Source organism: Flexivirga lutea (assembly GCF_054778955.1).
This window is the reverse complement of the sequence record NZ_BAAGZB010000005.1, coordinates 1-23,843: the sequence shown is the minus strand read 5'-3', so window position 1 is coordinate 23,843 and position 23,843 is coordinate 1. Positions and strand designations below refer to the sequence as shown.

Annotated in this window: 24 protein-coding genes and 1 rRNA gene; 8 read left to right on the top strand and 17 right to left on the bottom strand. The window is 69.2% G+C overall.

Features of this window, described 5'->3' with window-relative positions:
- Nucleotides 1-30: 30 nt before the first annotated feature.
- A complete protein-coding gene (locus ACYVBN_RS16075) occupies nucleotides 31-1,644 on the bottom strand; it encodes a periplasmic substrate-binding domain-containing protein (RefSeq protein WP_460601400.1) in 1,614 nt (537 codons plus the stop codon).
- On the opposite strand from ACYVBN_RS16075, the gene ACYVBN_RS16070 reads away from it, so the two are divergent.
- Nucleotides 1,628-1,828 (top strand): hypothetical protein, encoded by a 201-nt coding sequence (locus ACYVBN_RS16070; protein ID WP_440282654.1) that lies wholly within the window; start codon nucleotides 1,628-1,630, stop codon nucleotides 1,826-1,828. The genes ACYVBN_RS16075 and ACYVBN_RS16070 overlap by 17 nt on opposite strands.
- Before the next feature lie 92 nt (nucleotides 1,829-1,920).
- Here the strand turns inward: ACYVBN_RS16070 and ACYVBN_RS16065 are convergent, their stop codons facing one another.
- On the bottom strand, nucleotides 1,921-3,294 hold the full coding sequence (locus ACYVBN_RS16065; protein WP_460601399.1) for a replication-associated recombination protein A: 1,374 nt from the start codon (nucleotides 3,292-3,294) through the stop codon (nucleotides 1,921-1,923).
- A gap of 19 nt (nucleotides 3,295-3,313) precedes the next feature.
- Between ACYVBN_RS16065 and ACYVBN_RS16060 the strand changes: the two genes are divergently transcribed.
- Together ACYVBN_RS16060 and ACYVBN_RS16055 are read left to right on the top strand one after the other, a co-directional pair.
- Nucleotides 3,314-4,084: a GNAT family N-acetyltransferase gene (locus ACYVBN_RS16060; RefSeq protein ID WP_460601398.1), complete on the top strand. Its 771-nt coding sequence runs from the start codon at nucleotides 3,314-3,316 to the stop codon at nucleotides 4,082-4,084.
- A 79-nt stretch (nucleotides 4,085-4,163) separates the two neighbouring features.
- The gene (locus ACYVBN_RS16055; RefSeq protein WP_460601397.1) at nucleotides 4,164-5,000 is read left to right on the top strand and encodes a thioesterase family protein; all 837 of its coding nucleotides are present in this window, start codon (nucleotides 4,164-4,166) and stop codon (nucleotides 4,998-5,000) included.
- A 54-nt stretch (nucleotides 5,001-5,054) separates the two neighbouring features.
- On the opposite strand, the gene aspS is transcribed toward ACYVBN_RS16055, so the two are convergent.
- Nucleotides 5,055-6,857, bottom strand: coding sequence for an aspartate--tRNA ligase family protein (gene aspS / locus ACYVBN_RS16050; RefSeq protein WP_460601396.1), 1,803 nt, complete (start codon nucleotides 6,855-6,857; stop codon nucleotides 5,055-5,057).
- 326 nt (nucleotides 6,858-7,183) lie between these two features.
- Between aspS and ACYVBN_RS16045 the strand changes: the two genes are divergently transcribed.
- Genes ACYVBN_RS16045 through ACYVBN_RS16035 form a run of 3 tightly spaced genes read left to right on the top strand, consistent with a single transcriptional unit; the run spans nucleotide 7,184 to nucleotide 8,574 of the window.
- Nucleotides 7,184-7,438, top strand: coding sequence for a type II toxin-antitoxin system VapB family antitoxin (locus ACYVBN_RS16045; protein WP_460601395.1), 255 nt, complete (start codon nucleotides 7,184-7,186; stop codon nucleotides 7,436-7,438).
- Nucleotides 7,439-7,442: 4 nt separating this feature from the next.
- Nucleotides 7,443-7,823 (top strand): type II toxin-antitoxin system VapC family toxin, encoded by a 381-nt coding sequence (locus ACYVBN_RS16040; RefSeq protein ID WP_460601394.1) that lies wholly within the window; start codon nucleotides 7,443-7,445, stop codon nucleotides 7,821-7,823.
- Nucleotides 7,824-7,857: 34 nt separating this feature from the next.
- Nucleotides 7,858-8,574, top strand: a complete 717-nt coding sequence (locus ACYVBN_RS16035; RefSeq protein ID WP_460601393.1) for a BUD32 family EKC/KEOPS complex subunit — start codon at nucleotides 7,858-7,860, stop codon at nucleotides 8,572-8,574.
- Between the two features lie 5 nt (nucleotides 8,575-8,579).
- Here the strand turns inward: ACYVBN_RS16035 and ACYVBN_RS16030 are convergent, their stop codons facing one another.
- Nucleotides 8,580-9,233 carry a hypothetical protein gene (locus tag ACYVBN_RS16030; protein ID WP_460601392.1) on the bottom strand — a complete coding sequence of 218 codons (654 nt, stop codon included), beginning with the start codon at nucleotides 9,231-9,233 and terminating at the stop codon, nucleotides 8,580-8,582.
- A complete protein-coding gene (locus ACYVBN_RS16025; RefSeq protein WP_460601391.1) occupies nucleotides 9,166-9,543 on the bottom strand; it encodes a YchJ family protein in 378 nt (125 codons plus the stop codon). The genes ACYVBN_RS16030 and ACYVBN_RS16025 overlap by 68 nt, the downstream gene beginning before the upstream one ends.
- A gap of 58 nt (nucleotides 9,544-9,601) precedes the next feature.
- Between ACYVBN_RS16025 and argG the strand changes: the two genes are divergently transcribed.
- Both argG and ACYVBN_RS16015 read left to right on the top strand, forming a co-directional pair.
- Entirely contained in the window at nucleotides 9,602-11,020 is a 1,419-nt protein-coding gene (gene argG, locus ACYVBN_RS16020; protein WP_460601390.1) for an argininosuccinate synthase, read from the top strand.
- A 3-nt stretch (nucleotides 11,021-11,023) separates the two neighbouring features.
- Nucleotides 11,024-11,911, top strand: coding sequence for a patatin-like phospholipase family protein (locus tag ACYVBN_RS16015; RefSeq protein ID WP_460601389.1), 888 nt, complete (start codon nucleotides 11,024-11,026; stop codon nucleotides 11,909-11,911).
- A gap of 39 nt (nucleotides 11,912-11,950) precedes the next feature.
- Here the strand turns inward: ACYVBN_RS16015 and ACYVBN_RS16010 are convergent, their stop codons facing one another.
- The 12 genes from ACYVBN_RS16010 to rrf all read right to left on the bottom strand — a co-directional run bounded on the left by ACYVBN_RS16010 (nucleotide 11,951) and on the right by rrf (nucleotide 23,835).
- The gene (locus ACYVBN_RS16010; protein WP_460601388.1) at nucleotides 11,951-13,060 is read right to left on the bottom strand and encodes a PLP-dependent aminotransferase family protein; all 1,110 of its coding nucleotides are present in this window, start codon (nucleotides 13,058-13,060) and stop codon (nucleotides 11,951-11,953) included.
- A gap of 44 nt (nucleotides 13,061-13,104) precedes the next feature.
- Nucleotides 13,105-13,764, bottom strand: a complete 660-nt coding sequence (locus tag ACYVBN_RS16005) for an NUDIX hydrolase (RefSeq protein WP_460601387.1) — start codon at nucleotides 13,762-13,764, stop codon at nucleotides 13,105-13,107.
- A 19-nt stretch (nucleotides 13,765-13,783) separates the two neighbouring features.
- Nucleotides 13,784-15,469 (bottom strand): CTP synthase, encoded by a 1,686-nt coding sequence (locus ACYVBN_RS16000; protein WP_460601386.1) that lies wholly within the window; start codon nucleotides 15,467-15,469, stop codon nucleotides 13,784-13,786.
- A gap of 36 nt (nucleotides 15,470-15,505) precedes the next feature.
- Nucleotides 15,506-17,230: a DNA repair protein RecN gene (gene recN / locus ACYVBN_RS15995; protein ID WP_460601385.1), complete on the bottom strand. Its 1,725-nt coding sequence runs from the start codon at nucleotides 17,228-17,230 to the stop codon at nucleotides 15,506-15,508.
- Between the two features lie 98 nt (nucleotides 17,231-17,328).
- Nucleotides 17,329-18,234, bottom strand: coding sequence for a diacylglycerol kinase catalytic domain-containing protein (locus ACYVBN_RS15990; protein WP_460601384.1), 906 nt, complete (start codon nucleotides 18,232-18,234; stop codon nucleotides 17,329-17,331).
- Nucleotides 18,231-19,034, bottom strand: a complete 804-nt coding sequence (locus tag ACYVBN_RS15985) for a TlyA family RNA methyltransferase (RefSeq protein ID WP_460601383.1) — start codon at nucleotides 19,032-19,034, stop codon at nucleotides 18,231-18,233. The genes ACYVBN_RS15990 and ACYVBN_RS15985 overlap by 4 nt, the downstream gene beginning before the upstream one ends.
- Before the next feature lie 3 nt (nucleotides 19,035-19,037).
- Entirely contained in the window at nucleotides 19,038-19,484 is a 447-nt protein-coding gene (locus ACYVBN_RS15980; RefSeq protein ID WP_460601382.1) for a hypothetical protein, read from the bottom strand.
- 8 nt (nucleotides 19,485-19,492) lie between these two features.
- Nucleotides 19,493-20,206 (bottom strand): hypothetical protein, encoded by a 714-nt coding sequence (locus ACYVBN_RS15975; protein WP_460601381.1) that lies wholly within the window; start codon nucleotides 20,204-20,206, stop codon nucleotides 19,493-19,495.
- Between the two features lie 76 nt (nucleotides 20,207-20,282).
- On the bottom strand, nucleotides 20,283-21,284 hold the full coding sequence (locus tag ACYVBN_RS15970; protein ID WP_460601380.1) for an HAD-IIA family hydrolase: 1,002 nt from the start codon (nucleotides 21,282-21,284) through the stop codon (nucleotides 20,283-20,285).
- Nucleotides 21,285-21,480: 196 nt separating this feature from the next.
- Nucleotides 21,481-21,933, bottom strand: coding sequence for a single-stranded DNA-binding protein (locus ACYVBN_RS15965; protein ID WP_460601379.1), 453 nt, complete (start codon nucleotides 21,931-21,933; stop codon nucleotides 21,481-21,483).
- A 144-nt stretch (nucleotides 21,934-22,077) separates the two neighbouring features.
- On the bottom strand, nucleotides 22,078-22,890 hold the full coding sequence (locus tag ACYVBN_RS15960; RefSeq protein WP_460601378.1) for a tetratricopeptide repeat protein: 813 nt from the start codon (nucleotides 22,888-22,890) through the stop codon (nucleotides 22,078-22,080).
- A gap of 827 nt (nucleotides 22,891-23,717) precedes the next feature.
- Nucleotides 23,718-23,835, bottom strand: a 5S ribosomal RNA gene (gene rrf, locus ACYVBN_RS15955).
- Nucleotides 23,836-23,843 lie beyond the last annotated feature (8 nt).

Genomic DNA, 23,843 nt, shown 5'->3' with positions numbered 1-23,843 from the left:
ACCTAATCGTTACATTGTGTGAGTTGTGCCTCAGCCCACCCAGATCTGTGCGAAATCGGGCAGACCGTGGGTCGGATCGGGGATCACATTGTGCACCTTGTTGCCGAGCACCGAGCTCGCCTTGGAGTAGGACAGTGGGAGACCCATGACCTGCTCGGTCATCTTCTTGTCGAAGGCCAGCCACTCCGGCTCCGCGGCCGTCGGGTCCATCGCGCTGATCCGGTTGAGCTCCTTGTCGATCGCCGCGTCGCGCAGGTTGGCGACGGAGCGACCGTCCTTGGCAGTCGTCGAGCTGAACAGCTGCGGGTAGATCGAGTCGCCGGACGGCCAGTCGTAGCACCACGACTGGATGCCCTGCCCGACATTCTCCGGAGCGTTGGGGTCGTTGATCTTCTCGGAGAACTCGGCCTGGCTGACCGGGACGTCCTTGACCTTGAACCCGGCCTCCTGGAACGCCGCCTTCTTGGCGTTGTTCTCGGCCACGTCCTCGGTCTTGTCGCTCACGTAGTACCAAGACAGCTCGAAGCCCAGCTTGCCCGCCTTCTTCAGCATCGCCTTGGCCTTGGCCGGGTCGCCGCTGCCCTTGCCGATGAGACCGTTGACCGGGGGGTACTGCTGGATCCCCGGCACCTGGGGCGGCGCGTAGGTCGTCGCCGGATCCAAGGTCAGGGAGCTGTCACCCACCGCCTTGCGGGATTGGTCGTACGGGTAGGCGATCGCGATCGCCTTACGGACCTCGAGCGGGATCTTCTGGGAGTCCAGCGGCAGATAGGCCTCGCACGGAGACGGTCCGAAGACGATCTGCTTGGCCTGCGAGTTGACCTTCGAGCTCAGACTGGCATCCAGTCCGGAGATGTCGACGGTCGTCGCGCCGGATCCGGAGTTGGCCAGGATCTGCTGCTGCTGGGTCAACGCGGTGACGCCGAGCTTGACGTCGATGGTGTCCGGGTACTGGTGCCGGATCGGGTCCGACTGTGCGTCCCACTGGGGGTTCTTCTCCAGCACGATGCTGGTGCCCTTGCTGAAGCTCTTGAACTGGTAGGGGCCGGTGGCCAGCGGGTCCTTCTCATAGGCGGCCTTCTTCTCCGCCGATTGTGGCACCGGGCTCGCGGCGGGGAACGCCAGGTAGTAGGGCAGCGTCGGCCACTTGCGGGTGAGGTGGAAGATGACGGTGTCGTCGCCCTGCGAGGTGACGCCCTGGAAGTCCTTGCCGGCATCCTTGAACGGGCCCTGGTAGGTGTCACCACCGACGAGGTAGGTCTTCAGGTAGGGCACGGGGCCGTTGCCGCCGAGGTTCTCGTCGAAGGACCGTTTGATGGCGTAGACGAAGTCGGCCGCCTTGACCGGCTGGCCGTTGCTGTACTTCATGCCCGGCTTGATCTTGAAGGTCCAGGTCTTGCCGTCCGCGGACTCCTTGCCCAGACCTTGCGCCAGGTCGGGCACCAGCGTGGAGACACCGTCCTTGCTCACCTGGTAACCGGTCAGACCGCGCGTCACCAGCTCGGACAGGATCGTCATCGAGAACTCGTAGTAGGCGCCGGCGGGGTCGAAGGTCGGCGGCGCGCCGGCGTCGGTGATCGTCAGCGTCCCGCCCTTCTTCGCCCCGGAGATCTCCGGCGCGGGGCCCTTGACCGAGGCGTCCATCGCCGAGGACTTCACCTTGGCCCTGGGACTCGACGACGACTTCGACGAGTTGTTGCTCTTGCTGCTCGGGCCGCTGCTGCTGCACGCGGCCAACGGCATGGCGATCATGACCACGGCCGCGGCGATCTTGCTCGACCTACGCATGTTTATCTCCGATTCGGTGAAGCGACGGGACGATCTCTGAACGCTGCCACGAACACCCATGGCGCGTGCGGCATTTACAGCCGGCGAAACGAGATCGTTACTTGTTTACCATCACGCCTCACCGGCGCGGGCTCAATTGGCCTGATCGTCCGTACCTCGGATGACCGAGCGCAGCGACAGCCACCGCGGACCGAGGTTCTGCTCCCATCCCCGGTCGGTGGGTCGGTAGTAGTCGGCGTCGACCAGGTCGTCCGGGAGGAACTGCTGGTGACCGACGCCGGACGGCTCGTCGTGGGTGTAGCGGTAGCCGTCGCCGTGCCCCCACGCGGCCGCGCCGACATACCCCGAACCCCGTAGGTGCGGCGGCACCGCTCCCCCGCGGCCGGCGCGGACGTCCTCGATGGCCGCGTTGATGCCGCGGTATGCGGCGTTCGACTTCGGCGCGAGCGCGTTGTGCACGACCGCCTGGCCCAGGATGATGCGCGCCTCCGGCATACCGATCTGGGCGACCGCGTGCATCGCCGCGACAGCCGTCTGCAGGGCGGTCGGGTCCGCCATACCGACGTCCTCGCTGGCGCTGATCACGATCCTCCGGGCGATGAAGCGCGGGTCCTCGCCGGCCTCCAGCATGCGTGCCAGGTAGTGCAGCGCCGCGTCGACGTCGCTGCCGCGCATCGACTTGATGAGCGCGCTGGCCACGTCGTAATGCTGATCACCCGCACGGTCATAGCGCACCGCCGCAGTCGCCATCGCCTGCTCGACATGCGCCAGCTCGATGGGGATCGGGTGCACCTCCGGCCCGGCGGCGTCCTGGGCGACGCCCGCCGCCGCTTCCAGAGCCGTCAGAGACCGCCGAGCATCGCCGCCGGCCATCCGGACCAAGTGCGCGCGGCCCTCGTCGGAGAGAGTGAACTTCCCTGCCAGACCTCGGGGCTCGGTCACCGCGTCGCCCAGCAATGCAGCGACGTCGTCGTCGTCGAGTGACTCCAGCCGCACCAGCATCGAGCGGGAGAGCAGCGGCGCGATGACGCTGAAGCTCGGATTCTCGGTCGTGGCCGCGACAAGGACGACCAGCCGGTTCTCGACACCCGGCAGCAAGGCGTCCTGTTGCGCCTTGCTGAACCGATGGATCTCGTCGAGGAACAGCACCGTCTGGCGCCCGTAGAGGCTGCGGTCGCGAGTGGCCTGCTCCATCACCGCGCGGACGTCCTTGACGCCGGCGTTGATCGCCGACAGCTCGACGAAGCGCCGGTCCGCAGCATGGGCGACCAGGTGGGCAAGCGTCGTCTTGCCGGTGCCGGGTGGCCCCCACAGGATCGCCGAGATCGGCCCGGCCGCCCCGCGTGCGCCCTCGATCAACCGGCGCAGCGGACTGCCCTGCTGGAGCGCGTCGCGCTGGCCGCGGACCTCCTCCACCGAGCGCGGTCGCATCCGGACGGCGAGCGGCGCGCTCGTCGCTCCACCGGAGGTGTCGTCGCCAGTGGCGCTGAACAGATCATCGGACACCCATGACACGCTAATGCCCGTGCCGGACACCATGATTCGCCGCCTCCCGGGCGACGCACTGCACGAATTGTTCCCCGAGGATCCCTTCCTGCGATGGGACCTCGCACACCCGCATACCTCCGACATCTGGGTGCACGGTGATGCCGTTGCGTTCCAGCGCCATTCACACTCCCGTCACATCCACGGCATCTCGGTGCTGGGTGGCCAGGACGTGCCCGCACTGCTGGACGCCGTACTCGAGGAACTGCCCCCGGACGTCAACGGACTCGCGGTTGAGCGGCAGTTCCTGGCGCTGGTGCAACAACGGCTCGGTAGCCGGCTCGCGGCCGGCGGCGACTGGGACTGGATGTGGACCGAGCTCGCGCCGCCGCGCGCACCGGCCGAGCCGGAACTCGTCGAACTGGACGACCTGCGGGACGCTGCCGAGATCACCGCCCTGAACCAGGTCGGCAATCCGACCGCCGAGTCCGAACCCGGCACCGGCCGGACCCGACTCTGGCTCGGCGCACGGGAGTCCGGTCGGCTGATCGCCGCCGGCGCCATTCACCTGACCCCCGCAGGTGCGCCGCACCTGGCCGGCATCGTCGTCCACCCGCGGGCGCGCGGGCGCGGCCTCGGCGTCGCCGTCACCTCCGGCCTCGCCCGGCAGGCGGTCGACGAGTACGGCGTCTGCAGCCTCGGCATGTATGCCGACAACGACCGCGCCCGCGCGATCTACGAGCGTCTCGGCTTCCGCGTCGCCCGGGCCTGGGCCAGCCGGCGACTGCTCCCCAGCGATACCGACCGGTAACCGTCGGTCATGATGGCGCCATGGCACCCCACGAAACTCTCCCCCGCTGCGCTCCTGCGATACTTCGCGGGGACCCCGCATGAGCGAACTCGGTGCCGCGCTCCGGCTGGAGCGATCCGGCCACGACTGGACCGGCGAACTCAGCGACGATTGGGCGATCGGGACGGCGACCAACGGCGGCCTGCTGATGGCACTTGCCGGCAAGGCCGCAGCCGGTTGCAGCGTCGCCGGGGGCGGCCACCGGGATCCGTTGAGCCTCTCCGCTGTGTTCCTCTCCCCCGGCGGCCCGGGTCCGGTGCTGCTGCACCCGACGATCCTGCGTGTCGGTCGCTCGATGACCACAGCGCAGGTCAGCGTCATACAGCAGGACGACGGAGACGAGGTGGAGCGGCTGCGCGCCCACGTGACACTGGGCGACCTCGAAAGGTACGCCGAACCGGTGCTGAAAACCGTTGCGGCACCGTCTATTCCGCCACCGGAGCAGTGCGCCTCCGCGAAGGATGCGCCGCCGAACGTGCTGCTCGACTCCGGCTTCCTCCGACGCCTCGACCTGCGGATGGACCCCGCCACCGTCGGTTGGGCCCTGGGCACGCCGAGCGGTGCGGGCGAGCTGCGTGGCTGGTTGCGGCTCGCGGACGGCACCGATTTCGACGCGGTGAGCCTGTTGCTGGCGCTCGACGCGTTCCCGCCGGTGTCGTTCGATCTCGGGTCGGTGGGCTGGGTGCCGACCGTGGAGTTCACCGGTTATGTGCGCGGCACACCGGCGCCGGGTTGGCTGCAGCTGCGGCTGCACACCGAGCACGTCGCGGGCGGGCTGCTCAACGAGGACTGCCAGGTGTGGGATTCCACCGGACGGCTCGTCGCGCACTCGCGGCAGTTGGCGTCCGCCCGCTTCCCCGCCTCGACCGCCGACTGACGCAACTGACGCCGAGTGACGCATTTGCAAATGCGTCACTCGGCGTCGAGTGCGTCACTCGGCGTGCGCGGCCTCGGACTGCTCGCCCTTCTTCTCCGGCGTGGCGTCGACGCCAGCCTCCGTGCGCTGGGCCGCGGTGATCGGCGCGGGCGCAGCGGTCAGCGGGTCGTAGCCGCCGCCCGACTTCGGGAAGGCGATGACCTCACGGATCGAGTCGGTGCCGGCGAGCAGCGCGCAGATGCGGTCCCAGCCGAACGCGATGCCGCCGTGCGGCGGTGCGCCGAAGGCGAACGCGTCGAGCAGGAAGCCGAACTTCTCCTGCGCCTCATCCTCGGACAGGCCCATCACCTTGAACACTCGCTCCTGAATGTCCTTGCGGTGGATACGGATCGAGCCGCCGCCGATCTCGTTGCCGTTGCAGACCATGTCGTAGGCGTAGGCGAGTGCCGAGCCGGGGTCGGTGTCGAAGGTGTCGAGGTACTCCTTCTTCGGCATCGTGAACGCGTGGTGCACCGCGGTCCAGGCACCGGCACCGACCGCGACGTCACCGGAGGCGACGGCGTCCGCGGCCGGTTCGAAGAGTGGCGCGTCGAGCACCCACAGGAAGGACCACTTCGACTCGTCGATGAGTCCGCAACGGCGGCCGATCTCCAGCCGGGCCGCCCCGAGCAGCGCACGGGAGGACTTGGCGTCGCCCGCGGCGAAGAAGATGCAGTCGCCCGGCTGGGCGCCGACGTGAGCCGGCAGCGCCGCGATCTCGGCCTCGGTGAGGTTCTTGGCGACCGGACCGGTGAGGGTGCCGTCGTCCTGCACGAGGATGTAGGCCAGCCCCTTCGCGCCGCGCTGCTTGGCCCACTCCTGCCAGGCGTCGAGCTGGCGGCGGGGCTGCGACGCACCACCGGGCATGACGACCGCGCCGACATACGGCGCCTGGAAGACGCGGAACGTGGTGTCCTTGAAAAGCTCTGTGCACTCGACGAGTTCGAGGTCGAAGCGCAGGTCGGGCTTGTCCGAGCCGTACTTCGCCATCGCGTCGGCATACGTCATCTGCGGGAACGGCGTCGGGATGTCCACCCCGATGACCTGCCACAGCGCCTTGGCGATCGCCTCGCCGAGTTCGATGATGTCGGACTGCTCGACGAAGCTCATCTCGATGTCGAGCTGGGTGAACTCCGGCTGCCGGTCGGCGCGGAAGTCCTCGTCGCGGTAGCAGCGCGCGATCTGGTAGTAGCGCTCCATGCCGGCGACCATCAGCAGCTGCTTGAACAGCTGGGGGCTCTGCGGCAGGGCGTACCAGCTGCCCGGCTGCAGGCGAGCAGGCACCAGGAAGTCGCGCGCGCCTTCCGGGGTGGAGCGGGTCAGCGTCGGCGTCTCGATCTCCACGAAGTCACGTTCGGCCAGCACCGAGCGGGCCGCGGCGTTGACCTTGGAACGCAGCCGGATCGCACCGCCCTGCGCCGGCCGGCGCAGGTCCAGGTAGCGGTGCTTGAGGCGTGCTTCCTCGCCGACGTTGATGCGTTCGTCGATCTGGAACGGCAGCGGCGCGGACTCGCTGAGCACGTCGATCGTGTCCGCGACGACGTCGACCTCACCGGTCGGCAGGTCGGCGTTGACGTCCTTCGCCTCACGCGGCGTGACCGTGCCGGTCACTGCGATGCAGTATTCGTTGCGCAGGCCGTGTGCGGCACCGGTCAGCACCTCGTCGCGAGCGACGACCTGGACGACGCCGCTGGCGTCGCGCAGGTCGAGGAAGGCGACGCCGCCGTGGTCGCGGCGGCGGGCCACCCAGCCGGCAAGGGTCACGGTCTGTCCCGCGTCGGCCGCACGCAGCGTGCCGGCGTCATGGTTTCGAAGCATGATTGCGTTTCCTTTCGGGTTGGTTCCCGTCAAGGTCGCGCTGTCGGCCACCTTGTCGAGAAGGCAGCCCTGGAGGTGTGGGCGGGGGCCAGATCGCGGTGCCACCACACCTTCGCCGAGGAGACCTCGGCCTCTCGTCGGTGTCGCCGGACGCGCGGCCCGTGGCCTGCGCCCGTCGTATGGCGAGCCTGCGTCATACGCCCGGACGTCCGGTGGGTCGTCACTCCACCACCACGTGCGACGTCCATCCTACGACGCGGGATGTGCTCCCCGGAAATCAATATGCGACCGTGGTGCACTGCTTCTACCCACGGTAGAATCGGTGGATGGCGACGCTCAACATCAAGGACCCCGAAGTGCACCGGATGGCACACGAGCTTGCCACGCGTCGTCATACCACCGCCACCGGCGCGGTCCGCGACGCCCTGGCCAAAGCACTCGCGGAGGACGATTCCGCGACCGTGCCCGACGGCGAAGAGATCCTCGAAAAGATCCGCGAGATCGCCCGCCGCTCCGCCGCACGACCGGAGCCATTCTTGAGTGACGACGACCTCTACGACGAGAACGGCCTGCCGAAGTAGCCACATGATCGTCGACACATCAGCCCTCATCGCGATCCTCAAGGAAGAGCCAGAAGCAGATCAGTTGATGAGAGTGCTGGCGAGCCGCCCGTCACGGATATCAGCATCAACACTCTTGGAGACGATGATTGTGGGCACTCCCGCTCGTCGGCTCGACGTGCGCGGACTGCTCGAAATGACCGCGACGAACGTCGTGCCATTCGATCGGAATCTGACTGAACTCGCGGCCACAGCACACAGGCAGTTCGGCCGCGGCAGCGGATCGCCGGCGAAGCTCAACTTCGGTGACTGCTTCAGCTACGCGCTCGCCAAGGCGTATGACGAGCCGCTGCTGTTCAAGGGTGACGACTTCTCGCACACCGACGTCCGGTCTGCGCTGTCCTGAGGACTCCGTGGACTGGCACGCCTAGGCTGATCCGATGACGACGTGCGACCACCCCGGGGCGCTGCTGGCGTCGGGGGCGACGGCGCTGGTCTACGAACTGGACGACCGGCGGGTGTTGCGCCGGTACCGGGATCCCGCCCACGCGACCGGCCGGGCGGCGGCCGCGGCGCGGATTGCCGGAGACGCCGGTGTGCCGACGCCGCGCGTGCTCGCCGCCCACGGACCCGACCTGGTGCTCGAACGCGTCGACGGTCCGACGATGCTCGCCGAGATGACGAGCGGCGCGGTCGCCGAGCAGTTGCCGATGCGCGAGGCCATGGCGATGCTGGCCGAGCTGCACCGCCGCATGCACCGGGTCCGGATGCCGCAGGGCGAACGCGAACTGCCGCGGTTACCGGGCGGCGACAGTCTGCTGCATCTGGACCTGCACCCGAACAACGTGCTGATGGCCGCGGACGGCCCGCAGCTGATCGACTGGGAGAACGCCTCGTGGGGTCCGCCCGGTTTCGATGTCGCGGTGACCGCGGTGATCCTGGCGTGTTACGCGCTGGCCTACCGCACCGAGGACGACGCGGTTGATGCCACAGACCTGCTCGACGCGTTCCTCCGGAGCGCCGAACCGCTCACTCACCTGTCCGACGCCGTCGATTTCCGCCGTGAACGGGTCGACTTCATGCCGGCGGCGGAGGCCGCCCAACTGGACAACGCCGCCGGGCTGGTGCGCTACCTGGCGGACCGTTCGGGTCAGTAGTCCGGTCAGTGGTCGTCGATCCCGCGCTCGTCGAGGATCATGCCGACCCTGACGTCGTACTCGATGACGATCGCGAGCAGGTCGAGCACCACGGCGCACAATTCCTCGCCCGCGAGCTCCTGCATCTCCCGGATTGTCGCCACCTGCTGACCGGTGACCATCCGGTGCAGGCGCCGATCCTCGGCGGCCGTTGTCGGGTAGTCGTCCCGCACCACGGTCAGCACGTGGCGAAAGTCGGCCATTGCCAGTGGTTTCCATGTCGCCATCGGCTCGAGCACGATGTCGGCGGCGTCGACCCACAAGCCATGGCCGAGCTCATGGGCATCCAGCACCGCGCGGAAGGCGTACATGTGGGCGGCCAGCGACAGCGGCGAGGCCGCACCGTAGTCGTCGTACGGCAGACGTTCGGCCTTCCGGAGGTACGTCATCGCCTTGTCCGTCTGTTCGGCCTCGAGCGCGGCGACGGCCTTGTGCAGCAGGTTCGTCGCGGCCTCGTGCATCGCGAGGCTCTGACCCTGCAGTGCTCCGTGCTTGCGGTGCTCGATGTCGCCGAAACCACGTTCGCTCGGAGCCGTGGGGATGTCGAAGGCGTCAGTCATCGGATTCGGCGTCCAGATAGAACCAGCGCCCACCGCGCTTGGCGAACCGGCTGCGTTCACGCAGCTCACCGCGGTTGTATGACGCAACGAACTCGACCACGCCGGTGTCGTCGCCGGCGCCGCCATCGCGAACGCCGAGGATTCGCAATCCCGTCCAGCTGGTGGACGGGTCGAGCGTCACGTCCGACGGACGCGTCCGCGGGTGGCAGGTCCGCCACAGGTGCTCCCGGTTGCCGTAGAAGTAGGCGGTGTAACGCGAGCGCATCAGCTCCTCCGCGGTGGACGCGAGCCGCTCCGTAGCCAGCAGCGGGCCGCAGCAGTCGTCATACGCCGCGCCGGAGCCACACGGGCAGGGATCATCGGTCGTCATCGTCCACACCGTAGACCGCTCACCCACCGCGCACCTGCTGCCCCTAGGCTGGTGAGCCGTGTCGAAAGTGTTGAACTCCATCCCCGTCGGCGAGCGCGTCGGCATCGCCTTCTCCGGTGGCCTGGACACCTCTGTGGCCGTGGCCTGGATGCGTGACAAGGGCGCCGTCCCCTGCACCTACACCGCGGATCTCGGTCAATACGACGAGCTGGACATCGAGTCGGTGCCCGGTCGCGCGGGTCAGTACGGCGCGGAGCTGTCCCGCCTGGTCGACTGCAAGCGACAACTGGTCGAGGAGGGTCTGGCCGCAATCGCCTGCGGCGCCTTCCACGTCCGATCGGGTGGCCGGGTCTACTTCAACACCACGCCGCTCGGCCGGGCCGTCACCGGCACGCTGCTGGTGCGCGCGATGCGCGAGGACGGCGTCTCGATCTGGGGAGACGGCTCGACATACAAAGGCAACGACATCGAGCGGTTCTACCGTTACGGGCTGCTGGCCAACCCCGACCTGCGCATCTACAAACCGTGGCTGGACGCGCAGTTCGTCGATGAACTCGGCGGCCGGCACGAGATGTCGGAGTGGCTGAAGGCCAAGGACCTGCCCTACCGGGATTCCACCGAGAAGGCATACTCCACCGACGCCAACATCCTCGGAGCCACGCACGAGGCCAAGCGCCTGGAGCACCTCGACACCTCCCTGGAGATCGTCGAACCCATCATGGGTGTCCGGTTCTGGGACCCCGACGTGAAGATCGAAACCGAAGACGTCACAGTGCGATTCGAGCGCGGCCGACCGGTGTCGATCAACGGGCAGACGTTCGACGACGTCGTCGACCTGTTCAAGCTGGCCAACGAGATCGGCGGCCGGCACGGCCTGGGCATGTCGGACCAGATCGAGAACCGCATCATCGAGGCGAAGTCCCGCGGCATCTACGAGGCGCCGGGTCTGGCGCTGCTGTTCGCGGCATACGAACGACTGGTCAACGCCATACACAACGAGGACACTGTCGCGCAGTACCACAACGAGGGCCGTCGGCTGGGTCGGCTGCTCTACGAGGGCCGTTGGTTCGACCCGCAGTCGTTGATGATCCGTGAGGGCCTGTTGCGCTGGGTCGCCTCGGCCGTGACCGGTGAGGTCGTGCTGCGGCTGCGCCGCGGCGAGGACTACTCGATCGTCGACACCCGTGGCGAGGGCTTCAGCTACCACCCCGACAAGCTGTCCATGGAGCGCACCGAGGACGCCGCGTTCGGCCCGACCGACCGCATCGGCCAGCTCACCATGCGCAACCTCGACATCGCCGACACCCGCTCCAAGCTGGAGCTGTATGCCGGACTCGGTGCGCTCCCCCAGCGCGACACCGATCTGGTCGGCGAGCTGAAACCCGGTGGTGCTGCGGCCATTTCGGCCAATCCGTCCGTCGAGTCCGATGAGGACGAAGCGCTCGACCGGGCCGCCATCGACTTCGGTGTCGACTGAGCGGTGACGGATCAACCTCTCGTCACGGACACCGCCCTCGTCATCGAGGGCGGTGCCATGCGCGGCACGCACTCAGCCGGCCTGATCGTCGCTCTCATCGAAGCCGGTATCCGGTTGCCGTGGGTGGTCGGCATCTCGGCCGGCGCGACCAATGCGTCCAACTTCGTGACCCGGGACGCGTGGCGAGCTCACGCCTCGTTCACCACCTTCGCGCAGGAGCGCGACTTCGGCGGATGGCGCACGTTCGTCCGCGGCAAGGGCATCTTCAACTCCCAGTTCATCTACCAGGAGTCCGGGCTGCCGGACAACGTGCTGCCGTTCGACTGGCAGGCGTATGTCGAGTCGCCGATGGAGTGGAAGATCGGCGCGTTCGACGCCACCACGGGCGAGACCGTCTACTGGGGCCGCGACGACATGAAAACGCTGCCGGACCTGCTCGCGCGCGTGCAGGCGTCCGCGTCGATGCCGGTGCTGATGCCCGGGGTCAGGCTCGACGGCCATCTGTACGTCGACGGAGCGCTCGGCACCTCGGGTGGCATCGCGCTGGACGCCGCGCAGTCGGACGGCTTCGAGAAATTCTTCGTGGTCCTGACCCAGGAGCGCGACTACGTCAAGGAGCCACAGAACCACCTGCGGTTCCTCCGGCAGTACTACCGTCGCTATCCAGCGGTGACCGAGGCGATGACCACCCGGGCGGATCGTTACAACCGGACGCGAGAGGAGCTCTTCGAGCTCGAAAAGGCCGGCAAAGCCTACGTTTTCGCGCCACAGATCGCCCCGGTCAGCAACGGCGAGCGTCGCCTACCCGTGCTGGAAGCCATGTACCGCGCCGGATACGACCAGGCGCAGCGCGAGCTACCCGCCATACAGGAATTCCTCTGCCTGGCCTGAGCCCCCGGGCCGGCTCGGTGCGGCGCTGCCGGCCCTTGCCTAGACGATCGCGACGAGGCGGTCGATCGCCTCGTCGAGTGCGTCAGTGGTGCCGCAGAAGCTGAGCCGGATGCAGCGGTGTCCATTGACCGGGTCGAAATCGATACCCGGAGCGATCGCGACACCGGTGCGATCCAGCACCTCGGCACACCAACGCTGGGTGTCGTCGGTCAGGTGTGACACATCGCAGTAGGCGTAGAACGCGCCGTCCGGTGGAGCGAAAGAGTGAATGCCCAGCTCCGGCAGGCGGCGCAGCAACAGGTCGCGATTGACGGCATACCGCTCGACGTGGCGGGTCAGCTCAGCGGTCGCCTCCGGTGAAAACGCAGCAACCGCAGCGTGTTGCGACACTGCCGGGGCGCAGATCGCCAGATTGGTCTGCAGCACGTCGACCGGGCGGCGGAGTTGCACGGGCAGCAGGTTCCAGCCGACGCGCCACCCGGTCATCGACCAGAACTTGCTGGCCGAGCCGAGCACGACCGCTTCCCGGCTGAACTCCCGGGCGCTGCGGGCGGACGCGGTGTACGAGATGCCGTGATAGATCTCGTCGGACAACAACAGCACGTCGTGGGCGGTGCACCAGTCCGCGATGGCTGCCAGCTGGTCGGGTCCGATGATCGTGCCGGTCGGGTTCGCCGGGCTGGCCACGATCACCCCGTGCAGCGGCGTTTCGGCATGCTCGCGCTCGAGCTGTTCGACCGCCAGTTGGAAGCGTGTCTCGGATCCACAGTCGATCTCGACCGGCTGAAGTCCCAACGCGCGCAAGGTGTTCCGGTAGGCCGGGTATCCCGGCCGTGCCATCGCCACTCGCTGACCGGCGTCGAAGGCGGCGAGCAGCACGGTGCTGAACCCGCCGGAGGATCCGGTGCTGATCAGCACCTCGTCCGGGGCGACGTCCACGTCGTAGGTCGCCCGGTAGTGCGCCGCGATCGTCTCGCGCAGCAACGGGATGCCGTCACCCTCGGTGTAACCCAGCGCATCGGACTCGAGCACGGTGTGCACCGCGTCGAGGGCCGCCCGTGGTGCGGGCGTCGAGGGCTGCCCGACGCACAACAGGATCATGTCGCCGTGACTGCGCTGCCGCGCGGCCGCAGCCCGGACGACCTCCATCACATGGAAGGGTTCCACCGCGCTGCGGGTCGACGGCCGGACTCTCATCGGTATGCCGGGTGGTACGGCCACGGCGAGTCCGCCGGGCGCAGCGACTCCCAGTTCCGTTGCCGGGCAGCGGATGCACCGAGTATGGCGGCAACCGCGATGCTGTTGTGCACCCTGCCGGCGAGGACCGCGTCGGCCGCCGCATCGAGGGACACCCAGCCCGTCGGCATCCCGAGTTCCTCACCCTCGCGGACGAAGTCGTGAGCCGGGGCGGCGTGCACGTCGCGGGCCAGGAAGACCCGCAGGTTCTCCGACAGCGCTCCCGGCGAGGTGAACAGGTCGATCAGCACGTGCCAGGTCGACGCATCGAGGTCGACCTCCTCGCGCAGTTCACGGGCCGCGGCGTCACGGGGGTCCTCCCCCGGCTTGTCGAGCAGGCCGGCCGGCACCTCCCAGTCGAAGACGCCGACCGGATGGCGGTACTGCTGGATCATCAGCACCTCCTCGGCTCCGGCGTCACCGCGCAGCGGAACGACCGCGACGGCCCCGGTGTGTCGCACGAAGTCACGGGTGACGTGACCTCCGTCGCCGAGCTGCACGTCCTCGGAGACCACGTCCCAGACGCGCCCCTGATAGACCAGCGACGACGAGGTCACCGGTTGCGGATCGAGTCGGTCGACCAACGGAGCGGTCAGCCGGTGATGCCCTGAGGTCATGCAGATCCCTTCGCGAAAACTATTGCGCCGCAGCGGCTTCGGTTGTCTTCGGCTTCTCCACCTCGACCAGCCGGCTGGCCCGCTGCTGGTCGATCGCGGCACCGATCAGTCCGGCGAAGAGCGGATGCGCCCGGTTGGGACGCGAGAGGAACTCCGGGTGCGCCTGGGTCGACACGTAGTAGGGGTGCTTGTCCCGCGGGAGCTCGACGAACTCGACCAGCTGACCGTCCGGCGACAGGCCGCTGAAGGACAGCCCCGCCTTTTCCAGCTCACCGCGGTAGGCGTTGTTGACCTCGTAGCGGTGCCGGTGCCGCTCGGACACCTCGCTCGCGCCATACGTCTCGGCGACGACGCTGCCCTCGGTGAGCCGTGCCGGGTAGGCGCCCAGCCGCATGGTCCCGCCGAGGTCGCCGGCGCCCTCGACATACACCTTCTGCTCCTCCATCGTGGCGATGACCGGCGCAGGCGTCTGCGGGTCGAACTCGCTGGACGAGGCGCCGTCGATGCCGGCGACGTTGCGCGCGTATTCGATCACCATGCACTGCAGACCCAGGCAGATGCCCAGCGTGGGCACCTGGTGCTCCCGCGCCCACCGCAGCGCACCCAGCTTGCCCTCGATGCCACGCACCCCGAACCCACCGGGCACCAGGACCGCATCCACCCCTCCCAGGGCCTTCGCAGCGCCGGCAGGCGTGGTGCAGTCGTCACTGGCGACCCATCGGATGCGCACCTTGGCGTCGTTGTGGAACCCTCCGGACCGCAACGCTTCGGTCACCGACAGGTAGGCGTCGGGCAGGTCGATGTACTTGCCCACCAGCGCGACCTCGACCTGGTGCTCGGGTTCGTGCACGCGTTGCAGCAACCGGTCCCAGTCGTGCCAGTCGACGTCACGGAACGGCATACCGAGCCGGCGGATGACGTAGGCGTCGATGCCCTCGGCGTGCAGCACCTTCGGTATGTCGTAGATGCTCGGCGCATCCACGCAAGCGGCGACTGCTTCCAGGTCGACGTCGCACATGCGGGCGATCTTGTGCTTGATGCCGTCGGGCAGATCGCGGTCGGCACGCAGCACCAGGGCGTCCGGCTGGATGCCGACCTGACGCAGGGCGGCGACCGAGTGCTGCGTCGGCTTGGTCTTCAGCTCCCCGCTCGGGGCGAGGTAGGGCACGAGCGACACGTGCAGGAAGAACACGTTGTCGCGGCCGACGTCCTGCCGGACCTGGCGCGCGGCCTCCAGGAACGGCAGTGACTCGATGTCACCGACGGTGCCACCGATCTCGGTGATGATGATGTCGACGTCGGACGCGGCCTGCGCGCGCATCTGCGCCTTGATCTCGTTGGTGATGTGCGGGATGACCTGCACGGTGTCGCCGAGGTATTCGCCGCGGCGTTCCTTGGCGATGACCTCGCTGTAGACCTTGCCGGTCGTGACGTTCGCATCACCGGCGAGGTTGACGTCCAGGAAGCGTTCGTAGTGGCCGATGTCCAGGTCGGTCTCGGCGCCGTCCTCGGTGACGAACACCTCGCCGTGCTGGAAGGGGTTCATGGTGCCCGGATCCACGTTGATGTAAGGATCCAGCTTCTGCATCGTCACCCGCAGACCGCGAGCGCGAAGCAAATGTCCGAGGCTGGAGGCGGTGAGCCCCTTGCCGAGCGAAGAGGCAACGCCTCCGGTCACGAAGATGTGTTTCGTCTGCTGCACCACGGGCTCTCAGTCTAGGGCACGGATCGTCCGTCGCCGTCAGCGGACTCTCCGCGCGCCGTCCAGCAACTCCTGCGCGTGCTCGCGCGCGGCGGCGCTGTCGCTGACGCCGCCCAGCATCCGGGCGAGTTCGGCCAGTCGGTCCTCGCCGTCCACAGCGCTCACCCCGCTGGCGGTGATGTGCCCGTCGCTGGATTTGTGCACCACCAGATGCCGATCGGCGTATGCCGCCACCTGCGCCAGGTGGGTGACCACGATCACCTGGGCCTGCTGCGCCAGCCGTGCCAGCCGTGCACCGATGTCCAGTGCGGCGGCGCCGCCGACTCCGGCGTCGACCTCGTCGAAGACGAAGGTCGGGACGGTGCCGGTGGCCGTCACCACCTCGAGCGCGAGCATCACGCGGGACAGCTCACCGCCGGATGCAGACTTGGCGACGCTCCGCGGCACGGCGCCCGCGTTGGCAGCGAGCAGGATCTCCACCTCGTCGACACCATGTGCGGCCCGGTGCGCGGGGTCGCTGGTCACCGTGACGGTGAGCCGGGCCGAACCCATCGCCAGGTGGGCCAGCTCCTCGGTCACCGCCTTCTGCAGTTTCCGGGCCGCCGTCGACCGGGCCTTGGTCAGTTTCTGTGCCGCCGCGTCGAGCTGGGGCTCCAGTTCCTCCAACCGGCCTCGCAACTGCTGGATGCGGTCGTCCGAGCCGGCCAGTGCGGCAGCCTCCGCCGCAGCGCTCTTGCTCCAGACCAGGACGTCGTCGATGCTCTCGCCATACTTGCGCAGCAAGCCGGTCAGCTCGGCCCGGCGCTGCTGCACGTGCTCCAGCCGGGCGGGGTCGACCTCCAGGTCCGCCAGGTACGACGCCAGGTCGCCCGCGATGTCGGCGGCCAGCACACCGAGTTCGCGCAACCGGCCATCCAGCGCCGCCAACTCGGCGTCGTGGTCGGCGAGTCCGGCGAGGGCCTGCCGCGCTCGCGCGACCAACTCCACCACGTGCGACTGGGCGTCACCGGGATCCCCGGAGTCATCGCCGGCCAGCAGCGCGTGCGCGGCCCCGGCGCCCTCGCGCAGCCCGTCGGCGTGGGTGAGGCGCTCGGATTCCGCGCTCAACTCCGTGTCCTCGCCGGGCACCGGGTCGACGCGTTCGATGTCTTCCAGCGCTGCGGTGAGCAGGTCCAGGCGCTGGGCGCGCTCCCGCGCGCGTTCGGTCAGCTCGGTCAGCTCACTCACGGTGTCCTGCCACTGCTGGTGCAGCCGCCGGTATGCCGCCAGCGCCGACGCCACCGGTGTGCCACCGAAGTCGTCGAGCATCACGCGGTGCTGCTCGGGTCGCTGTAACCGCCACTGGTCGGCCTGACCGTGCACGGCCACCAGGAGTTCGCCCAGTTCACCCAGCACACCGACCGGGGCGCTGCGCCCCCCGACGTGTGCCCGCGACCGGCCCTGGCCCGAGACGCTCCTCGCCAGGATCAACTCGGTGTTGCCCACCGCGCCGTCCTCCGGGTCCGCCTCCGCCCCGGCCTCCCGTGCGCGCACGACCGCGGGGTGATCCGTCACCAGCTCGACGATGCCTTCGACGTAGGCCTTGTCCGCGCCACCACGGACCAAGCCGGCGTCGCTGCGCCCGCCGAGCAGCAGGCCGAGTCCCTGCACCACCATGGTCTTGCCCGCACCGGTCTCGCCGGTGACGACATTCAACCCCGGCGACAGGTCGAGCAAGGCGTCGTCGATGACGCCGAGCCCTTGGATCCGCAGTTCGCGCAGCACGTCGGGCAGCCTAGTTCACCGCCACGACGTCAGCGCCAGGAAGTTCTCCGCCGCCGGAACGTCGCCGTAGGCGTCCGGCAGCGTCGGGCAGGCCGTGCTCAGTCGCGCGGACGCCCGGCTGTGCCGCGCCAGCCGGAGACCGAGAGATCGAACTTTGCGACCAGCCGATCGGTGAAGGGGCCGGTGCCCAGCCGTGCCAGCCGCACGGGCCGGTCACTGCGTCGTACCTCGATGCGCGCGCCCTGCGGCACGTCGAACGATCGCCGTCCGTCGCACCACAGGACCGCCTGCGCGTCGGTGGTGTCGCGCAGGTCGATCGCGATGTGCACGTCGTGGCTGAGCACCAGAGGACGGGCGAAGAGAGCGTGCGCCGAGATGGGCACCACCAGCGTCGCCGGCACGCCGGGCCAGACGATCGGGCCGCCGGCGGAGAAGGCGTAGGCCGTCGAGCCGGTGGGCGTGGCCATCACCACACCGTCACAACCCCAGGTGGACAGCGGCCGGCCGTCGATCGCCAGCGTCACTTCGAGCATCCGTTCGCGCGCGGCCTTCTCCACGGATGCTTCGTTGAGCGCCCAGTTGGTCCACAGCGACTCGCCACCCAACGACGCCTCGACCTCCAGGGTCTCGCGTTCCTCGACCGTCCAGCCGCGGTCGACGATCTTGCCCACGGTGTGGTGTATGTCGTCCCGGTCGGCCTCGGCGAGGAAGCCGACGTGCCCGAGGTTGATGCCCAACAACGGCACGCCGCTCTCCCGCACGATCTCGGCACCGCGCAGGATCGTGCCGTCGCCGCCCAGGACCACCGCGAGCTCGGCACCGTCCGGGTGCGGGGCGTCGTGGCCGGTGACGCCTCGCTCGCCGAGGACGCCGAATGCGTTGAGTTCGTCGGTGCGGCCCATCACCTCGATGCCGTTCGCGGTGAGACCGTGGACCAGCTCGGCCGCCACGTCGAGCGCCTCGGGCCGGCCGGGATGGCCCACCAGCAAGATGCAGCGCGTCATACCTGCGCTTCCTTCAGTTCGTCGTGCAGCAGCTGCTCCAGCACCCGGTGAACGTCCACATCGGTCATCCTGCCCTCCGCCGTGTGTCGCGCCCACAGCAGGTACTCACGGTTGCCGGTGCCGCCGGCGATGGGACTGGTCGTCAGGCCGTGGACGTGCAACCCGACGCCGGGCACCGTGGCCAGCACGTCGCGCAGGACGCGATGCCGTTCTCGCGGCGACGACACGACACCGGTTCTGGCCAGTCGTTCGCGGCCCACCTCGAACTGGGGCTTGATCAGTGTGACCAGCGCACCGTCGGCGGCGGTGAGCACGGCGAGCCGGTCCAAAACCAGCCGCAGGGAGATGAAGCTGAGGTCGGCGACCACGACGTCGGCGGCGCCGCCTACGTCGTCCGGTCCGATGTCTCGCACATTGGTGCCGGATCGCTCGACGACGCGCGGATCGCTGCGCACGGGTTCGGCCAACTGCCCGTGACCGACGTCGACGGCGACGACCTCACGGGCGCCGTGCTGCAACAACACCTGCGTGAAGCCACCGGTGGAGGCACCCACATCGATGCATCGCGCGCCGGCGACGTGCACCGGGAACTCCGCAAGCGCCCGCAACAGCTTGTATGCCGCCCGCCCGACCCACGGATCGACGGTGCCCGAGACGCGGAGGTCAGCAGCGTCGACGGAGGTCGACGGTTTGCTGACCGGGCGTCCGCCGGCCGAGACCTGACCTGCGGCGATGAGCTCGCGGGCAACGGCGCGCGAACGGGCCAGACCGCGTTCGACCAGCGCTGCGTCGGCTCGCACGAGTCAGCCCGACAGGTCCGACAGCCGCTGCTGCAACTGTCGGTGCACCGACGTGACGTCTCCGATGTGCCTGTCCAGCAGTCCGGGAGCGGGCAGCTCGATGCCGCTCCCGCTGTCATCGTGCCGAGGTAACCGCTCGGCAGCGTCTGCTTCCCCGTCCCTGTGCGGCCCGTCTGCGTGTGCTCCGTCTCCGTGTGGCCCGTCTCCGTGTGGCTCCGCGCGATCGCCCGCGGACCGGTGGTGCGCGGCGGGGTCCGGCAGGTCCGCCAGCGCCCGATCCACCCGTGGGTCGCCCGTGCTCGGGAAACGCGACTCGGCTGCTCCGGCGCGCTCCGCGTCGTCCTGCGCACCGGCGTCGGTCGCCGGCGCGGCGGTGGAGAGGGACTCGGATGAGGCGGCCGGAAGCGAACCGGCGGGCTGGGGCAGTTGCTGCTCCGCGTCATCACTCACATCGGCCATTATGGCGTGCCGCTGGACGCCTTCCTGGCTCCGGCCGTCCGTGTCCCGGGCTGCTGGGCGGTCGTCTTCGCGGCCGTGGCCCTCTGGGCGGTGGACCTGGCCGTCTTCTTCGCCGCGGTCTTCTTGCCGGTGGTCTGCCGGGTCGTCTTCTTCGCGGCGGCGTTCTTGCCGGTGGCCTTCGTGCCGGTGGCCTGCCGAGTCGTCTTCTTCGCGGCGGCCTTCTTGCCGGTGGCGCTCGTGACCCCCTCCTGGGCAGCCGATTCTTGGGCGCTCGGTCTGGCGGCGGTGCGCTGTGCAACCGACGTGCGGGCGGGTCGCTTCGTCGCGGTCGCCTGCGTACCGATGCCGGCTCGCGACGGCCGGGGTCCGCGCTCGCCGGTCGACCCGGCCACGCCGGTCCGGCCACGCAATGCGGCGACCTCCGCCTCGAGTGTGGCGATCTTGCGCTGGGCAGCTTCCAGGTCGCTACCGCGCGCCAGGCCGAGTTGCAGCAGACGGCGATCGACCTCGGTGCGGACGACATCCTGCAGCATCGCCTGGTTCGCCGATGCCGCCTCGATGAGTTCTTCCGCGAGTTGTCCCGCGCGAGCGGAGGTCTCGCCGACGCCGGGCAGCTCCAGCAGGGTGCCGGCGGCTTCGAGCGCCTTGGCCCGCGTCAGTTCGCCGGCGCCGGTCAGCAATTGCAGGGCGGTGCGCACGCTGTTGATGGGCATGTGGCCGTCTCCTCGGGATCGCGCGGGGTCGCCACCGGTGCGGCGGCGCGACGTGTCGGTCACGTCTTCCGGCAGGCTACTGCTGCGGCGGCAGCGCGGCTACGGCCTCCTCGGGGCTCAGCAGTCCTGCGTCCAGCGCCTCCCACAGCAGACGCAACGCCAGTCGCAGCCTCTGGATCCACGGCAGGTCGTCGCGTCCGTCGGCCGGTTGGAACCGGAGCGTCGTCGAATCACCCTCCGCGTCAAGGACGCCCGCCGATTCGCCCACCATCCACCGCCCCTCGCCGGCCCGCACCGGCTCGACATAGGGATCGTGCAGCACCCGCAGGTCCAACCCGACGAACCGGGGCCGAAGCTCCGGCGTGGCGCGCACCAGATCCGCCGGCCCATGCACACCGGTCAGCACGTGCAAGGCGTCCATCCCGGCGGCGTGGGCGCCCGCTGTGTCGGTTTCGAGCCGGTCGCCGACACCGAGCGTCGCTTCGGCATCCGTGCCGAGCGCTTGCGCTGCGAGTTGGTAGAGCAGCGGCCCGGGCTTCCCGACGACGATCGGATCGGCGTCGACCGCCTGACCGACGGCCGCCACCAACGACCCGTTGCCGGGCGCCATCCCGCGGTCGGTGGGCAAGGTGAGGTCGTTGTTGGTCGCCACCCAACGCGCACCACGCTGAATCGCGTATGCCGCCTCGCCGAGATGCGCGGCTGTCACATCCGGCCCGTATCCCTGCAGCACCGCTTCGATCGAGGCGTCCCGCGCCTCCCCGGGCAGCACCGGCTGCAGGCCGACGGAGCGCAGCGCGTCTGCCACTCCGGGACCGCCGACGGCGAGCACGGCAGCACCCTGCGTCAGCTCGCCTTCGAGATGTCGCGCCCCGGCGAGCGAGCTGGTGAGCACGTCGGCGTCGTCGAGCTCCAGACCCAACTTCCGCAGTGAGTCGGCCACCGCCGACGGTGGCCGTGACGCGTTGTTCGTCGCGAAGATCAGGCGTGTGCCGTGGGCGCGTGCCGCGGTCAGTTCCGCCACGGCGTGCGGAACGGCCTGGCTGCCGCGGTAGACGACCCCGTCGAGATCGCACACCAAGCCGGAGTAGGACGCAGCAAGACTCTCAGCAGGACTCTCAGCAGGACTCTTTGTCGGTGACACGTGATCCATCATGCCGTCCGACCCGGGACCGAGGCCCGGCCGGCCCCGTCGGTCTCGGCAGGAGTCGCAAGGCGCCGCGGCAGGAGTCGCAAGGTGCCGCGGCAGCCCGGTCGATACCGTCCCGGCGGCCTCAGGCTGGCTTCGGCTTCTTGAGCACGCGCAGCTTTGCTGCCTCCACCTCGTATCGGCTCGCCACACCGGACGGTCCACGCCAGAAGCGGCGTCGCAACGCCCCCGAGACATCGACTACTTCGGTCCCGGAACAAGCCAGCGCGCGACGCCGGGCGACGGGCGACCAACAAGCGATGTCGATGGTGTCGACCGTAGGCGGCCGCGCCGTGCCGCCCTTTGCCGGTGTCCGTGGGTGGGGTGGTCGCTGGACCACCACACGCAACTGGACGACCTCCGCGCCGCTGGGCATATGCTTCACGATCGGCGGCGCACTGAGCCGCCCGACCAGATGCACCTCGTTGACGGCAGCGATCGCCACGACGTCCGGGTCCGGCATGCTGCGACGTGAATCGTCGGGACGCGCATCAGCCATCATGTCGGATGCACGGGTGGGTGCGGTTCGCGCGGTCATCGCTTCTCCCTCGGTATGCGAACGTGTGTTCGCCATCAGGATGCGATGCGCCGACCCGGGACTCCAGCAGCTTCACCGTAGCTGTGGATCGACCGATCGACCGCACAGGGCTGTGGACACACGACCGCACCATGACCACACCGGTCAGTCGCTGCGCTGTTCCTTCCCGTCGTTGAAGGTGAGCTGGCCCGGCGCCTGATCTCGACGTTGCGTGACCGACTTCTCGGTCCGGGCCGGTGACTCGTCGACGTCAGATGGACCAGGCGATGCGGCGCTTGATCGACCGGCCTGCGACGCGTCCTGCATCGGGACGTCCGATGCGCCGTCTTCCTCTTCCGCCTCCGGATCCAGGGCGTCGATGAAGACCACCCCGTCGAGTTCGGCGACCCGTTCCGCGGCGTCTGTCTGACCTTCCACGTCGGCATCGATGGCCTTCCCGAACCAGGCCCGTGCCTCGTCCGGGGACCCGCCGGCGAGGAGCGCCTCGGCATACGCGTAGAACAGGCGCGCGGCCCAGGGCTGCTTCGACGCACGCTCGAGCGCCGGGATGCGCAGAACCATCTGCGCCGCCTCGGGCTGGTCGAGGTCGCGACGGACACCAGAAACCACGATCGCGAGCTCGATGTTGTCGGATTCGCCGAGCGACCGCGCCTCGGGCGAGGCAGCAAGGTCCAGTGCGCGCTCATACCGCCCTAGCCCGCGCTCACAGTCGACCAGGTAGGGCAGCAGGTGGTCGGACCCGGAGAGCCGCTTCGCAGTGCGGAACTCGCGGATGGCGTCATTGAACTCGGACCGCCGGTAATGCACCAGGCCGAGCGCTTCCCGCACCGCGGCCACGCGGCCGGCCCGCCGCGCGGCGTGTTCGGCGTGCGCAAGTGCCAGGTCCGAGTCCTCCTCGAGCAGTGTCGCCGCGGCCACCAGATGCTTGGCGACGCCCTCGGCATTCTCCTTGGTCAAGGTGCGCAGTTCGCGCCATACCGACCGGTCGAGCTCCTTACCGGTGATGTCCTCCGGAAGCGGCGGCTCGACTCGGGTATCGCGCGACGAGCGGTTCGACGGCGAGGAACGGTCCCACGCACGAGGCCCGCGCTGCTCACGAGCGTTTTCGCCACCACGCGCGGTGCGTGCCCGGTCACGGCCGTCGTCGCGCCGGTCCTCGCGCGCACCCTCACGGCGCCGACCCGGAGCCGCAGCACCGCGACCACGTTCGGAACCGGTAAACCCACGCTCCTGCCGGCCACCCGCTGTGCGGGCACCACCGCGCGATGCGCGCGACGGCCGTGAGCCGGTCGGCCCGTCGTCTGCCCGGCCGCTGCGGCGCCGGTCAGCGGAGCCTCCCGTCCGTCCACGGTCGCGCGCGTCCCGCCGTGGCGCCGTGCGCGAGCGGTCCCCGCGCTCCGGACCACGCCCGCGCTCATCGCGGTCCGGACGACGGTCCGACTGCTCGCCGCCTCGTGCGCGCACGCCCGGGTCGCTGCCGCGGTCACGCTGTTCGCTGCGGTGTTCCGATTCCCCGCCGCGCGACTCGCCGGCACCACCGGTCGCCCGGGCCCACCGCCCGGCCCGCCGCTGTCCGCCGTCCCCCGGAGCGGCCGAAGCACCCTCATCGTCATTCGTCACCGGAACGCACCAACTCTCAAGATCTCCGTGCGCGGCCGTCGACGGTCCTCGCGCTGCAACTCACCGTACGCCGGTCGACCATCTGCCGGCGAAGGTCTGAAAATGACAAAGGGCCGGTCACAAACACTCTGAAGTGCTCGTGACCGACCCTCTGCGTAAATTATGTTCGGCGGTGTCCTACTCTCCCACACCCTACCGAGTGCAGTACCATCGGCGCTGAAGGGCTTAGCTTCCGGGTTCGGGATGTGACCGGGCGTTTCCCACTTCGCTATAACCGCCGTAACCCTGTG